The sequence below is a fragment of the Pantoea sp. DY-5 genome, assembly GCF_019795955.1.
GTDB lineage: Bacteria > Pseudomonadota > Gammaproteobacteria > Enterobacterales > Enterobacteriaceae > Pantoea > Pantoea leporis.
Genome location: NZ_JAIMIE010000007.1, coordinates 1 through 13705, shown reverse-complemented (window position 1 = coordinate 13705; position 13705 = coordinate 1). Strand labels below are relative to the sequence as shown.

Sequence of the window (13705 nt, the reverse complement as noted above, 5' to 3'; positions counted from 1 at the left end):
GTGTTCGACATTGGTTTTAGTGAACTGGTATTAGTGTTCGTGATCGGGCTGATTGTGCTTGGCCCGCAGCGGTTACCGGTTGCGGTGAAAACCGTCGTCGGCTGGATCAGAGCCATTCGCTCGCTGGCCGCGAATGTACAAAACGAACTGGCGCAAGAGTTGAAACTGCAGGAATTGCAGGACAGCCTGAAAAAGGTGGAAGAAGCGGGCCGTGGCACGTTGTCACCCGAGCTGAAAGAGTCGATGGAAGAACTGCGTAAAACCGCCGACTCCATGAAGCGTTCGGTGCAGCAGAGTATCGATCTCGAAAAAGAGGAAGATGAAGCCAACACTATTCATCAGACTTCGCCAGCCGCCGTGCAGCCCGTGACTTCACCTGCGGTCACGCCCGCAGCAGCAGAACATCAAACCAGTGCGCCTGCACAGACTCCGCAGCCTACTGACGAAATCTCTGCCGCAGAAACCCCTCCCGTCGCCAGTGCTCCTGAAAGCACCGCGAAGACTTCTCTCGTAAAAGATGAACGATAAACATGGCCGTTGAAGATACCCAACCGCTCATTAGCCATTTGATTGAGCTGCGCAAGCGTTTGTTGAATTGCATCATCGCTGTTTTAGTCATCTTTTTGTGTCTGGTCTATTTCGCGAATGATATTTACCATCTGGTCGCGTCGCCGCTGATCAGCCAGATGCCAGCCGGGGCGAGCATGATCGCTACCGACGTCGCATCGCCATTCTTCACGCCGATCAAGCTGACTATCATCGTTTCGGTGTTTCTGGCCGTGCCGGTGATTTTGTATCAGGTGTGGGCCTTTGTGGCGCCCGCGCTCTATCGCCACGAACGCAAACTGGTGATGCCGCTGCTGTTCTCCAGTACGCTGCTGTTTTACGTCGGCGTGGCGTTTGCTTACTTCATCGTGTTCCCGCTGGCGTTTGGCTTCTTCGCCAAAACCGCGCCGCAAGGCGTGACCATCGCAACGGATATCACCAACTACCTCGACTTCGTCATGACGATTTTCATGGCCTTCGGCGTGGCGTTTGAGGTGCCGATTGCGATTGTGCTGCTGTGCTGGACCGGCATAACTTCACCAGAAGATTTGAAAAAGAAACGTCCTTACATGTTGGTTGGCGCGTTCGTGGTTGGGATGTTGCTCACACCGCCGGATGTTTTCTCGCAAACTTTGCTCGCTATTCCGATGTACTGCCTGTTTGAAGTCGGCGTATTCTTTTCCCGCTACTATGTGGGTAAAGGACGTCAGTCTTCGGATGAGGAACACAACACCGAATCCTGATGTCCTTAATGCAGGGCATCCCGCAGCGCGCGGGAAGATGAATCTAAACCGCCCCGTTGGGCGGTTTTTTATTGGGGAGAAGACATGTTTGATATCGGTGTAAACCTGACCAGCACGCAATTCGCAAAAGATCGCGAGCAGGTGGTAAAACGTGCGCGCGAAGCAGGCGTCACCGGCCTGTTAATTACCGGCACCAACGCGCTTGAGAGCCAGCAGGCGCGGCAGCTGGCGGCATTGCACGCGGGCTATTGCTGGTCAACCGCCGGCGTCCATCCGCACCATGCCAGTGAATGGTCGGCGGAAACCGCGAATACCTTGCGTCGCCTGGCGGAAAGTGAGCAGGTGGTCGCGATTGGCGAATGTGGCCTGGATTTCAATCGCAATCTTTCGGCCCACGATCAGCAGGAATACGCTTTCGATGCGCAGCTGGCGTTGGCCGCTGAGCTGCAGCTGCCGGTGTTTTTGCATTGCCGTGAAGCGCACGACCGTTTTGTTGCGGTACTTGAGCCGTGGCTACCGAAGCTGGTTGGTGCAGTCGTGCACTGCTTTACCGGTACGCGTGACGAGCTGCAAGCGTGCCTGGCGCTGGGATTGTCGGTGGGCATTACCGGTTGGGTGTGCGACGAGCGTCGCGGCATGGAACTGCGTGAATTGCTGCCGCTGATTCCGGCTGAGCGCCTGTTACTGGAAACCGACGCACCGTATTTACTGCCGCGCGATATGCATCCGCGTCCCACTTCGCGCCGCAATGAGCCATGCTTCCTGCCGCATATTGTGCAGCAGGTGGCAAACTGGCGTGGCGAGGAGGCGGAAGCGCTGGGCGCGCAGGTTAATCTCAACGCGCGTCAGCTGTTTAAACTCGCTTAGAGTTTACGGAACTGTTTGTTATCCACGCTGCGCATCACCTGTTTGTTCAGCATGTTGAGCAGCAAAACGGAGCGCGTTTCACCATCCGGCTCGGCAAAAATGGCGCGCAATCCTTCGAACGTGCCATCGGTGATGATCACTTCATCACCGCTTTGCGGGGTTTCCGCATCAAGCACGATCTGCGGCACGTCGGTTTGCAGCGCTTCGATCACATCATTTGATACGGTGGCCGGCATGGTGCCAAAGCGCACGAAGTGGCTGACGCCGCGCGTGCTGCTGATGGTGGTGGTGTGAATCGCTTCGGGATCGAATTCGATAAACAGATAGTTGGGAAACAGCGGCTCACTCACGGTGGTGCGTTTACCGCGCACAATCTTCTCCAGAGCGATCATCGGGCTGAGGCAATTCACCTCTTGCCGCTCAAGATGCTCTTTCGCGCGCAACAGTTGTCCACGTTTGCAATAGAGTAAGTACCAGGATTCCATAACCGCTCCCAAATAATGGACGCTAAGAATATCAAATCAGTTGTCAGAGTTATAGCGCATCGGCGGGTGGAAACCGGGCGCTGAAAACAATTTCACTACGATTTATCCGATTGATGCGGCTTATTTACGCTTTCTTGCAAGAAAATTGACGGCCGGCGACCATCTGTATCAGACTCCCTCCCCATCTTTCGATTGAAAAGGAGTGGCTGATGGAACTGTTCCTGTTGAGTAACGGTAAAGTGGCTGACGATGCGCCGCTGTTAAGTTACGCCCACCCGCAGCTGCATGCGATGATCGCCCAGCGCGGCATCACTTCGGCGGTGCTGGTACCGTACGCGATTATTCGTGGCGATCACGCGCAGCGCGCGCAGGAGTTATCCGCGTCGTTGGGCATTGACGTGCGCACCGTGCACGAGTTTGCATCGCCCGTTGCGGCGATTGAACAAGCTGAGCTGATTCTGGTGAGCGGCGGAAATACCTGGTTCCTCAATCAAATGCTGCACGAGCACGGCTTGATCGTCGCTATCCAACGCGCGGTGCGCGAGCGTGATGTGCCGTACGTCGGCTGGAGCGCCGGTTGCAATGTGGCAACGCCTTCCATTCGCACCACCAATGATATGCCGGTGCGCAGCAGCGTAGTGTTGCCCGCGCTGGGTTTGTTCCCGGTGCAGATCAATCCGCATTATCTTGATGCGCACGTCAGCGGCCATATGGGCGAAACGCGTGATGAACGACTGGCCGAGTTCTGTGCCGTTAACCCTCATGAATCGGTGATTGCGCTGCGTGAAGCCAGCTTCCTGCACGTGAGCGAAAATCGCCTGCGTTACTACAGCGCACGCGGTGAAGACTTCAAAGTGTTCCGTCACGGCGAGCCGATTACTGCTTATCACGATGTATTGGCGATTCAGTCGCTGGTGCCGTTTTCCTGTCAGCCTGCCTGACATAAAACCTCAACATGTCAGCGTAAAACGCCTCTATAATGGCGTTTCACTCTGGCCGGAAAGCTAAAGCCGCATGAAATATCAGGATTTACGAGACTTCCTCGCATTGCTGGAACAGCGTGGCGAGTTAAAGCGCATCACTCAGGAGATCGATCCTGAGTTAGAGATGACGGAAATTGCCGACCGCACGCTGCGCGCTGGCGGCCCGGCGCTGCTGTTCGAAAACCCGAAAGGGTACGACATGCCGGTGCTGTGTAATCTGTTTGGCACACCAAAACGCGTGGCGATGGGCATGGGCCAGGAAGAGGTCAGTGCGCTGCGTGAAGTGGGCAAGCTGCTGGCGTTCCTGAAAGAGCCGGAGCCGCCAAAAGGCTTCCGCGATCTGTTTGATAAGATGCCGCAGTTCAAGCAAGTGCTGAACATGCCAACCAAGCGCCTGCGCAATGCGCCGTGCCAGGAAGAGATTTTCAGCGGCGATGACGTCGATCTGTCGCGCATTCCGGTGATGAAATGCTGGCCGGGCGATGCTGCGCCGCTGATTACGTGGGGATTAACCGTCACGCGCGGCCCGCATAAAGAGCGACAAAATCTGGGTATCTATCGTCAGCAGGTGATCGGCAAGAACCGCGTGATTATGCGCTGGCTGTCGCATCGCGGCGGCGCGCTGGATTTCCAGGAGTGGTGTAAAGCGCATCCGGGCGAACGTTTCCCGGTGTCGGTGGCGCTGGGCGCCGATCCTGCCACCATTCTCGGCGCGGTAACGCCGGTGCCGGATACACTCTCCGAATACGCCTTTGCCGGTTTGCTGCGCGGTAACAAAACCGAAGTGGTGAAGTGCGTTTCGAACGAACTCGAAGTGCCGGCCAGCGCGGAAATCGTGCTGGAAGGTTATATCGAGCCGGGCGATGTCGCGCCGGAAGGTCCGTACGGCGACCACACAGGCTACTACAATGAAGTAGATAGCTTCCCGGTGTTTACCGTGACGCATGTAACGCAACGTCGCAACCCGATTTATCATTCAACCTACACCGGACGTCCACCGGATGAACCGGCGGTGCTGGGCGTGGCGCTCAATGAAGTGCTGGTGCCGATTCTGATCAAGCAGTTCCCGGAGATCGTTGATTTCTATCTGCCACCGGAGGGCTGCTCTTATCGCCTCGCGGTAGTAACGATCAAGAAACAGTACGCGGGTCACGCCAAGCGCGTGATGTTCGGCGTGTGGTCGTTCCTGCGTCAGTTCATGTACACCAAGTTCGTGATTGTGTGCGATGACGACGTCAACGCGCGTGACTGGAATGATGTGATTTGGGCGATTACCACCCGCATGGATCCGGCGCGCGATACGGTGCTGGTTGAGAACACGCCCATCGATTATCTCGACTTCGCCTCGCCGGTTTCCGGCTTAGGCTCGAAGATGGGACTTGATGCGACCAATAAGTGGCCGGGTGAAACCACGCGCGAGTGGGGCACGCCGATTGTGAAAGATCCGGCGGTGACCGCGCGCATTGACGCCATTTGGGATGAGTTAGCTATCTTTGCCGAGCCGCCGCAGCGCTAACGGCGGCAGACCAATTAGACCCGAAGAAAAAGGGAACGCATGACAACGTTAAGCTGCAAAGTGACTTCGGTTGAAGCGATTACGGACACGGTTTACCGCGTTCGTTTAATTCCGGCGGCGGATTTTAACTTCCGCGCCGGACAGTATTTGATGGTGGTGATGGATGAGCGCGATAAGCGCCCGTTTTCGCTGGCTTCTACGCCAATGGAAAAGGACATCATTGAACTGCACATCGGCGCGTCGGATCTCAATCTCTACGCGATGGCGGTGATGGACCGCATCAAGAACGATCGCCAGATTACGGTTGATATGCCGCACGGAGATGCCTGGCTGCGTGAAGATAGCGAGCGTCCGATCATTCTGATCGCGGGCGGTACCGGCTTCTCCTATGCGCGTTCTATTCTGCTGACCGCGCTGGCACAGCAACCCGATCGCGAGATTGCGATTTACTGGGGCGGCCGTGAGCTGATGCATCTGTACGATCTGGATGAGCTGAATGCGCTGGCGGTGAAGCATCCGAACCTGAAAGTGATCCCGGTGGTTGAACAACCGGCGGATGACTGGACCGGACGCAGCGGCACGGTGCTGACGGCGGTGATGCAGGATTTCGCGTCGCTCAGCGAGCACGATATCTATATTGCCGGTCGTTTTGAGATGGCGAAGATTGCGCGTGAGCGTTTCTGCGCCGAGCGCGGTGCGCTGGAAGCGCAGATGTTTGGCGATGCGTTTGCCTTTATTTGAGGTCAACAGAACGCGATAAATCGCGCCGCTACGAGAATGTGCACGGATTCGTCGCGGCGCAATGTATTGCGTAAAAAAACCGCCCGAAAGGGCGGTAACACGTGCAACATTAACGTATTAAACCCGTTCGAACACCGTGGCGATGCCCTGGCCTAAACCAATGCACATGGTCGCCAGACCAAATTGCACATCGCGACGTTCCATCAGATTCAGCAGCGTAGTACTGATACGCGCACCGGAACATCCCAGCGGATGACCGAGCGCAATCGCGCCGCCGTTCAAATTCACTTTCTCATCCAGCTGTTCCAGCAAGCCCATGTCTTTAATGCATGGCAGCGCCTGTGCGGCAAAAGCCTCGTTGAACTCGAACAGGTCGATATCCTGCACGCTCAATCCGGCGCGCTTAAGCGCCAGCTTGCTGGCGGGAACCGGACCGTAACCCATAATCGACGGATCGCAGCCAACCACCGCCATGCTGCGAATGCGCGCGCGCGCTGTCAGACCGAGTTCGCGTGCGCGGCTTTCACTCATGATCAACATCGCGGCTGCGCCGTCGGAAAGCGCGGATGAGCTGCCTGCGGTCACGGTGCCGTTGACCGGATCGAATGCCGGGCGCAGCGCAGCCAATCCTTCGAGGCTGGTCTCTTCGCGGATCACTTCGTCGCTCTCAAAGCGCTTCAACACGCCGTCGGCGTCGTGGCCGTAGGTCGCCACAATTTCACGCTTGAAGTCGCCGCGCTGGGTTGCTGCCCAGGCGCGCTGGTGCGAACGCAGCGCAAAAGCATCCTGCTGCTCACGCGTAATGTGATGCATGCGCGCCAGCATCTCGGCGGTTAACCCCATCATGCCCGCCGCTTTCGCCACCGTGCGACCCAGGCCCGGATGGAAATCCACGCCGTGGCTCATCGGCACGTGGCCCATATGTTCTACGCCGCCAATCAGGCAGCTGTGCGCATCGCCAACCATGATCGCGCGTGCCGCGTCGTGCAGCGCCTGCATCGACGAACCGCACAGGCGGTTGACGGTGCTGGCAGGTACGCGATGCGGGATCTCCGCCAGCAGCGCGGCGTTACGTGCAATGTTGAAGCCTTGCTCCAGCGTCTGCTGCACGCAGCCCCAGATAATGTCGTCCAGCGTGGCGGGATCAACCGCCGGGTTGCGGCTCAGCAGCTCGCGCATCAAATGCGCCGAGAGATCTTCCGCCCGTACCTGACGAAACGCGCCGCCTTTGGAGCGGCCCATCGGCGTGCGGACCGCATCAACAATTACCACTTTTTCCATTTTCATTACCTCAGGCACTTTGCAGCGCCGCTTCGTCAATCGGTTGCACCGCGGGATACCAGCTCTGATGCTGATGGGCTTTTTGCAACAGCATCTCCGGCAGCGCATACAGCGGGCCGAGCGCGGTATAACGTTTGGCCTGATCAACCACGTTGCTGTTGCCCAGCGTATCCATGTAGCGGAACGCGCCGCCACGGAACGGCGGGAAGCCTAAACCGTACACCAGCGCCATATCAGCTTCGGCCGGTGAAGCGATGATCTTCTCTTCGAGGCAGCGCACCACTTCGTTGAGCATCGGCAGCATCATGCGGTTGGCGATCTCGTCATCGCTGAACACGCGCGTCGGCTGGCAAATCGGTTCCAGCAGCGCATCGACAGCCGCATCGGCTCTCTTCTGCGCTTTGCCTTTTTTATCCTGCTCCCAGCGATAAAAGCCCTGACCGTTTTTCTGGCCGTAACGTTTGGCGTCAAACAGCACGTCGATCGCGTCGCGATAATCTTTCTGCATGCGAGACGGGAAACCTTGCGCCATCACCTGTTGAGCGTGATGCGCGGTATCAATGCCGACCACATCCAGTAGCCACGCGGGGCCCATCGGCCAGCCGAACTGTTTTTCCATCACTTTATCGATCTGACGGAAATCCGCGCCGTCACGCAGCAGCAGGCTGAAGGCGGCGAAGTAGGGGAACAGCACGCGATTCACAAAGAAGCCGGGACAGTCATTCACCACAATCGGCGTCTTGCCCATTTTGCTCGCCCAGGCCACCACTTTGCTGAGGGTCGCTTCTGAGGTTTTCTCACCGCGAATCACTTCAACCAGCGGCATACGCGGTACCGGATTGAAGAAGTGCATGCCGCAGAAGTTTTCCGGACGTTTCAGGGCTTGCGCCAGCAGGCTGATCGGAATGGTTGAGGTGTTGGAGGCGAGAATGGCGTCCTCGCGCAGATGCTGTTCGGTCTCTGCCAGCACTTTGGCTTTGATCTGCGGATTCTCTACTACCGCTTCTACTACTACGTCGGTGCGTTCGAATCCGGCGTAATCCAGCGTGGGCTGAATGGTGGTGAGTACGCTCGCCAGTTTCGCGCCGTCAATTTTGCCGCGCTCCAGCTGTTTGTTCAGCAGCTTGCTGGCTTCGGTCATGCCCAGCGTTAATGCCTGCGGATTGATATCTTTCATCATCACCGGCACACCTTTCCATGCCGATTGATAAGCAATGCCGCCGCCCATAATGCCTGCGCCTAATACTGCCGCTTGCTGCGGCGCACCGACTGCACTGCTGTGCTTTTTCGCCAGGCCTTTGACGTACTGATCGTTCAGGAAGATACCGACCAGCGCGCGCGCCACGTCGCTTTGCGCCAGCGGCACAAACGCGGCGGTTTCCAGCTTCAGCGCATCATCACGTCCGAGGCTGGCGGCAGCTTCAATGGTTTTGATGGCGGTGATCGGTGCCGGATAGTGTTTGCCCGCGGTTTGCAGCACCATGCTTTTGGCGATGGTGAAGCTCATGGCGGCTTCAATCGGGCTGAGTTTCAGTGGTGCCAGCTTCGGCGCGCGGCGTGTCTGCCAGTTGCCCTGCACGATGGCGTCCTGCAATACGGTCAGCGCAGCGGCACGTAGTTTGTCGCTGCTGACTACCGCATCCACCAAACCGAGTTTCAGGGCGCTGCTGCCATCAACATCTTTACCGGCGGCGATAATCTCCATCGCGCTATCGGCGCCAAGCAGGCGTGGCAAGCGCACGCTGCCGCCAAAGCCCGGCATAATGCCCAGTTTGGTTTCCGGCAGGCCAATGCGTGCGGTCGGCGTGGCAATGCGGAAGTCGGTCGCCAGTATGCATTCACAGCCGCCGCCCAGCGCATAGCCGTCGATGGCGGCCACGGTGGGCACCGGCAAATCCTCTAAACGATTGAAGATGCTGTTGGCAAACGCTAGCCACTGACTCAGCTTCTCTTCTGGCGCATCAAACAGCGACAGGAATTCTGTGATGTCGGCACCAACGATAAATGCCGGTTTGGCCGACGAGAGCAACAGGCCGCGCAGCGCGGGTTGCTGTTCCAATACGCTTAATGCCTCGCCCAACGAGGCAACGGTTTTGGTATCGAGTTTGTTCACCGAACCGGGCGCATCGAAAACCAGCTCGGCGATGCCGTCGTCAAGCCAGTGAACTGAAAGGGTATCGCCTTGGTAGAGCATGTCCGTCTCCTGAAACCGCGAAAGTTGATCTGGTCATACCAGATGAGTTGGAGTGTGAGTGTGATGTTAATTATTTGCAAACGAGAGTTTGATTATTTGATACAACGATCACAGCGCGCGCAGCACGGCATCGCTAACACGGCTGTGCTACACTGCGGCCACTTTCGCGACATCGGAGACAAGTCCATGGATTCACTGAAAACCCTGTATCACGCGCACATCAATACGCTGCAGCAGCGAGCGCAGCAGGTGCTGGCTCGCTTTAAGCTTGATGCCATGCTGATTCATTCCGGCGAACTGTTGACCGTTTTTCTCGACGATCACGACTATCCGTTTAAGGTGAATCCCCAGTTCAAAGCGTGGGTGCCGGTGACGCAGGTGCCAAACTGCTGGTTATGGATTGATGGCGTGAATAAACCCAAGCTGTGGTTCTATTCGCCGGTTGATTACTGGCACAACGTTGAGCCACTGCCAAACAGCTTCTGGACCAACGATGTGGATGTGATTGGCCTGAAGAGTGCCGATGAGATCGCGCAGCTGTTGCCTGCACAGCGCGAGAACGTGGCCTATATCGGTCCGGTGCCGTCACGCGCTTCCCAGCTCGGCATTAACAGCGAGCAGGTGAACCCGAAAGGCGTGATCGATTTCCTGCATTATCATCGCAGTATCAAAACCGAGTATGAACTGGCGTGCATGCGTGAAGCGCAGAAGCTGGCGGTGGCGGGCCATCGCGCTGCCAAAGAGGCGTTCTTCTCTGGCATGAGCGAGTTCGATATCAATTTCGCCTATCTGACCGCAACCGGCCATCGCGATACCGATGTGCCATATGGCAACATCATCGCGCTCAATGAACATGCCGCGGTGCTGCACTACACCAAACTGGATCATCAGCCGCCGGCCAAACGCCACAGCTTCCTGATTGACGCCGGCGCGGAATACCTCGGTTACGCCGCTGACCTGACGCGCAGCTACGCGGCGCAGAGCAAATCGCGCTATGCCGACATGGTTGCGGCGATGAACAAGGAAGAGCTGGCGCTGATTGCCACCTTGAAAGCTGGCGTGCGCTATACCGATTATCATCTGCAGATGCATCAGCGCATTGCGCGTCTGCTGCTGAAGTTCGAACTGGTGAAAGGCCTGACCGAAGAGACGCTGGTGGCGGAAGATTTAACCGGCCCGTTTATGCCGCACGGCCTTGGACATCCGCTCGGCCTGCAGGTGCACGACGTGGCTGGCTTTATGCAGGACGACAACGGCGCGCATTTGGCAGCGCCGTCGCAGTATCCGTACCTGCGTTGTACACGCGTGCTGGAACCTGGCATGGTGCTGACTATCGAACCGGGCTTCTATATTATCGATTCGCTGCTGGCGAAGCTGCGCGGCGGCAAGTTCAGTCAATACTTTGACTGGGCGGCAATCGATGCACTCAAACCGTACGGCGGTATTCGTATCGAGGATAACGTGGTGGTTCACACCAATCGCATTGAAAATATGACGCGCGATCTGCACCTTGCCTGATGGATGCTTACGATATTCCCGCTGAGGCCGTGAGTCTCAGCGAGGAAACCATCAAGAAAAGCCGCTTCATTACCTTGCTGGCGCACACGGCGGGCGTGGAAGCGGCGCGCGCGTTTGTGCAGCAGGTGAAGCAGGAACATCCCACTGCGCGGCATCACTGCTGGGCGTGGGTAGCAGGCGCGCCGGATGATTCGCAGCAGTTGGGTTTCTCCGATGATGGCGAACCATCCGGCACCGCCGGCAAACCGATGCTGGCCCAGCTGATGGGCAGCGGCGTCGGAGAGATCACCGCAGTGGTGGTGCGTTATTATGGCGGCATCATGCTTGGCACCGGCGGACTGGTAAAAGCTTACGGCGGCGGCGTGCAGCAAGGGCTGAAGCAACTGGCGCGTCAGCGCAAAGTGCCGATGGAATCTTTTACCCTGCAGTGCGATTACGCCCAACTCAGCGACATCGAACGCTTGCTGCAACGTTTTGACGGCATTATAGAAGAGAGCCATTATCAGGATCGTATTGCGCTGCGTTTAGCGTTGCCGCATGCGCAGATTGATGGCTTTCGCCAAAACCTCTCTGATTACAGCCGGGGCGCGCTGACGCTCATCCCGCTGACAAACTAAAAGCTTCTGTTTAAAGGAAACGGCTGAATGCATTTTCGCGCCATTACCCGCATCGTGGGCCTGCTGGTGATTCTTTTCTCGGTGACCATGATTTTACCTGGCCTCGTCGCTTTGATTTACCGTGATGGTGCCGGGCGCGCGTTCAGTCAGACCTTTATGATGGCGATCGTTATCGGTTCGCTGCTGTGGTGGCCAAACCGCAAGCAGAAAACCGAACTCAAGCCGCGCGAAGGCTTCCTCATCGTGGTGCTGTTCTGGACAGTGCTGGGCAGCGTCGGTGCGATGCCGTTTATCTTCGCCGAGCAGCCGCATCTCTCAATCACCGATGCGTTCTTTGAATCCTTCTCTGGCCTCACTACCACCGGCGCTACTACGCTGGTGGGACTGGATACGCTGCCGAAAGCGATTCTGTTCTATCGTCAGATGCTGCAGTGGCTCGGCGGGATGGGGATCATTGTGCTGGCGGTGGCGATTCTGCCCATTCTGGGCGTGGGCGGCATGCAGCTCTATCGCGCTGAAATGCCGGGGCCGCTGAAAGATAATAAGATGCGCCCGCGTATCGCAGAAACAGCTAAAACGCTGTGGCTGATCTACGTGTTGCTCACCGTGGCGTGCGCGGTGGCGTTGTGGCTGGCGGGCATGCCGATGTTCGATGCTATCGGCCATAGCTTCTCGACGATCGCGATTGGCGGGTTCTCAACCCATGATGCCAGCATCGGCTATTTTAATAGCCCAACCATTAACACCATTGTTGCGGTATTTCTGCTGATCTCGGGCTGTAACTATGGCCTGCACTTCTCTTTATTAAGTGGTCGCAACCTGAAAGTGTACTGGCGCGATCCCGAATTCCGCATGTTTATTGGCGTACAACTGACCTTAGTGCTGATCTGTACCATAGTGTTGTGGTTCCACAATGTGTACGCCAGCGGCTGGCAAACGCTGAATCAGGCGTTTTTCCAGGTGGTATCAATGGCGACCACGGCCGGTTTTACTACCGACAGCATTGCGCGCTGGCCGCTGTTCCTGCCGGTGCTGCTGCTGTGCTCAGCCTTTATCGGCGGCATGGCGGGTTCAACCGGCGGCGGTTTGAAGGTGATCCGCATTCTTCTATTGTTCAAGCAGGGTTCGCGTGAGCTGAAGCGATTGGTGCACCCGAACGCGGTTTACACCATCAAGCTGGGTAACCGCGCACTGCCGGAACGTATCCTCGAAGCGGTATGGGGTTTCTTCTCAGCTTATGCGCTAGTGTTCCTGCTCAGCATGTTGGCGATCATCGCCACCGGCGTGGATGACTTCTCTGCTTTTGCTGCCGTGGCCGCAACCCTGAATAACCTCGGGCCCGGTTTGGGTGTGGTGGCAGACAACTTCACTTCAATGAATGATGTCGCGAAGTGGATTTTGATTTTAACCATGCTGTTTGGACGCCTTGAAGTGTTCACGCTGCTGGTGCTGTTTACGCCGACCTTCTGGCGCGAATAATAAAATAGGATTGAGTAATGAAAGCGTTGATTCTGTATTCCAGCCGCGATGGACAAACTCGTGACATTGCCGCGCGCATTGCGCAGACGTTAGTGCCGCATCAACTGTGTGACGTGATCGATTTACTGCAGGCGCAGCAGATTGATTGGTTGCAGTATGATCGCGTACTGATTGGTGCTTCGATCCGCTATGGCCATTTCAATCCGGCGCTGCTGAAATTTGTCACCCAGCACAAAGCACAGCTGCAGCAGCGGGTGAGCGGCTTCTTTAGTGTCAACCTGACGGCGCGTAAAGCAGATAAGTGTACGCCAGAGACCAATGCGTATACGCGCAAGTTCCTGGAGCAGTCGCCGTGGCAACCCGATTGCTGTGCGGTTTTCGCCGGGGCGTTGCGTTATCCGCGTTATCGCTGGTTTGATCGCGTCATGATTCAATTCATTATGCGTATGACCGGCGGGGAAACCGATACATCGAAAGAAGTGGAGTACACCGATTGGAATAAAGTGGCGCTTTTTGCCCAGGATTTTGCGCAGTTACCAGGCAAATCGTTGTGAAATACAGCGTTGTGGCGAAATTTAGGTCGAACAGTAATTTTTTTGCAATTAACCCTTGTCAGCTCCGAATAACTCCCTATAATGCGCCACCACTGAGACGGCAAAGCGGCAACGCAGACGGCTCAGCAGGGAGTGAAGAAATTCATCCCGCCGGATGAAAACGCTGAAAAAAGTGTTTGAC

General features: G+C 56.7%; 13 protein-coding genes. 10 read left to right on the top strand and 3 right to left on the bottom strand.

The features are described 5' to 3' along the window. From tatB to tatD, 3 genes are all read left to right on the top strand, one after another. Entirely contained in the window at positions 1–528 is a 528-nt protein-coding gene (gene tatB / locus K5Y30_RS19955; protein ID WP_192414438.1) for a Sec-independent protein translocase protein TatB, read from the top strand. Between the two features lie 2 nt (positions 529–530). Then, positions 531–1289: a Sec-independent protein translocase subunit TatC gene (gene tatC, locus K5Y30_RS19950; protein ID WP_101763732.1), complete on the top strand. Its 759-nt coding sequence runs from the start codon at positions 531–533 to the stop codon at positions 1287–1289. 84 nt (positions 1290–1373) lie between these two features. Then, entirely contained in the window at positions 1374–2156 is a 783-nt protein-coding gene (tatD, locus tag K5Y30_RS19945; protein ID WP_137384920.1) for a 3'-5' ssDNA/RNA exonuclease TatD, read from the top strand. Here the strand turns inward: tatD and rfaH are convergent. Next, complete coding sequence (gene rfaH, locus K5Y30_RS19940) at positions 2153–2641, bottom strand: transcription/translation regulatory transformer protein RfaH (RefSeq protein WP_101763730.1); 489 nt, start codon at positions 2639–2641, stop codon at positions 2153–2155. The genes tatD and rfaH overlap by 4 nt on opposite strands. Positions 2642–2850: 209 nt before the next feature. On the opposite strand from rfaH, the gene pepE reads away from it, so the two are divergent. The 3 genes from pepE (at position 2851) to fre (ending at position 5881) form a co-directional block, all read left to right on the top strand. Beyond that, positions 2851–3582, top strand: a complete 732-nt coding sequence (gene pepE / locus K5Y30_RS19935) for a dipeptidase PepE (RefSeq protein ID WP_210080991.1) — start codon at positions 2851–2853, stop codon at positions 3580–3582. Between the two features lie 73 nt (positions 3583–3655). After that, on the top strand, positions 3656–5140 hold the full coding sequence (gene ubiD, locus K5Y30_RS19930; protein ID WP_101763728.1) for a 4-hydroxy-3-polyprenylbenzoate decarboxylase: 1485 nt from the start codon (positions 3656–3658) through the stop codon (positions 5138–5140). Between the two features lie 39 nt (positions 5141–5179). Then, positions 5180–5881, top strand: a complete 702-nt coding sequence (gene fre, locus K5Y30_RS19925) for an NAD(P)H-flavin reductase (protein ID WP_101763727.1) — start codon at positions 5180–5182, stop codon at positions 5879–5881. 117 nt (positions 5882–5998) lie between these two features. Here fre and fadA read toward each other — a convergent pair whose 3' ends face one another. Continuing rightward, on the bottom strand, positions 5999–7162 hold the full coding sequence (gene fadA, locus K5Y30_RS19920) for an acetyl-CoA C-acyltransferase FadA (RefSeq protein ID WP_101763726.1): 1164 nt from the start codon (positions 7160–7162) through the stop codon (positions 5999–6001). A 10-nt stretch (positions 7163–7172) separates the two neighbouring features. After that, positions 7173–9356: a fatty acid oxidation complex subunit alpha FadB gene (fadB, locus tag K5Y30_RS19915; protein ID WP_222185728.1), complete on the bottom strand. Its 2184-nt coding sequence runs from the start codon at positions 9354–9356 to the stop codon at positions 7173–7175. Positions 9357–9542: 186 nt separating this feature from the next. On the opposite strand from fadB, the gene pepQ reads away from it, so the two are divergent. The 4 genes from pepQ to hemG are packed head-to-tail and all read left to right on the top strand — an operon-like array spanning position 9543 to position 13524. Continuing rightward, positions 9543–10874 carry a Xaa-Pro dipeptidase gene (pepQ, locus tag K5Y30_RS19910; protein WP_222213060.1) on the top strand — a complete coding sequence of 444 codons (1332 nt, stop codon included), beginning with the start codon at positions 9543–9545 and terminating at the stop codon, positions 10872–10874. Then, positions 10874–11491 (top strand): IMPACT family protein, encoded by a 618-nt coding sequence (locus K5Y30_RS19905; protein WP_008105833.1) that lies wholly within the window; start codon positions 10874–10876, stop codon positions 11489–11491. The genes pepQ and K5Y30_RS19905 overlap by 1 nt, the downstream gene beginning before the upstream one ends. A 27-nt stretch (positions 11492–11518) precedes the next feature. After that, the gene (gene trkH, locus K5Y30_RS19900) at positions 11519–12970 is read left to right on the top strand and encodes a Trk system potassium transporter TrkH (protein ID WP_101763723.1); all 1452 of its coding nucleotides are present in this window, start codon (positions 11519–11521) and stop codon (positions 12968–12970) included. Between the two features lie 17 nt (positions 12971–12987). Further along, a complete protein-coding gene (hemG, locus tag K5Y30_RS19895) occupies positions 12988–13524 on the top strand; it encodes a menaquinone-dependent protoporphyrinogen IX dehydrogenase (protein WP_222185731.1) in 537 nt (178 codons plus the stop codon). Positions 13525–13705 lie beyond the last annotated feature (181 nt).

Bases quoted from the DNA above. Each gene is read 5' to 3' on its own strand.
- K5Y30_RS19905 (WP_008105833.1), top strand. From the start codon at position 10,874: ATGGATGCTTACGATATTCCCGCTGAGGCCGTGAGTCTCAGCGAGGAA.
- fadA (WP_101763726.1), bottom strand. From the start codon at position 7,162: ATGGAAAAAGTGGTAATTGTTGATGCGGTCCGCACGCCGATGGGCCGC.
- tatD (WP_137384920.1), top strand. From the start codon at position 1,374: ATGTTTGATATCGGTGTAAACCTGACCAGCACGCAATTCGCAAAAGAT.
- fadB (WP_222185728.1), bottom strand. From the start codon at position 9,356: ATGCTCTACCAAGGCGATACCCTTTCAGTTCACTGGCTTGACGACGGC.
- rfaH (WP_101763730.1), bottom strand. From the start codon at position 2,641: ATGGAATCCTGGTACTTACTCTATTGCAAACGTGGACAACTGTTGCGC.
- ubiD (WP_101763728.1), top strand. From the start codon at position 3,656: ATGAAATATCAGGATTTACGAGACTTCCTCGCATTGCTGGAACAGCGT.
- fre (WP_101763727.1), top strand. From the start codon at position 5,180: ATGACAACGTTAAGCTGCAAAGTGACTTCGGTTGAAGCGATTACGGAC.
- pepE (WP_210080991.1), top strand. From the start codon at position 2,851: ATGGAACTGTTCCTGTTGAGTAACGGTAAAGTGGCTGACGATGCGCCG.
- pepQ (WP_222213060.1), top strand. From the start codon at position 9,543: ATGGATTCACTGAAAACCCTGTATCACGCGCACATCAATACGCTGCAG.
- hemG (WP_222185731.1), top strand. From the start codon at position 12,988: ATGAAAGCGTTGATTCTGTATTCCAGCCGCGATGGACAAACTCGTGAC.
- tatC (WP_101763732.1), top strand. From the start codon at position 531: ATGGCCGTTGAAGATACCCAACCGCTCATTAGCCATTTGATTGAGCTG.
- trkH (WP_101763723.1), top strand. From the start codon at position 11,519: ATGCATTTTCGCGCCATTACCCGCATCGTGGGCCTGCTGGTGATTCTT.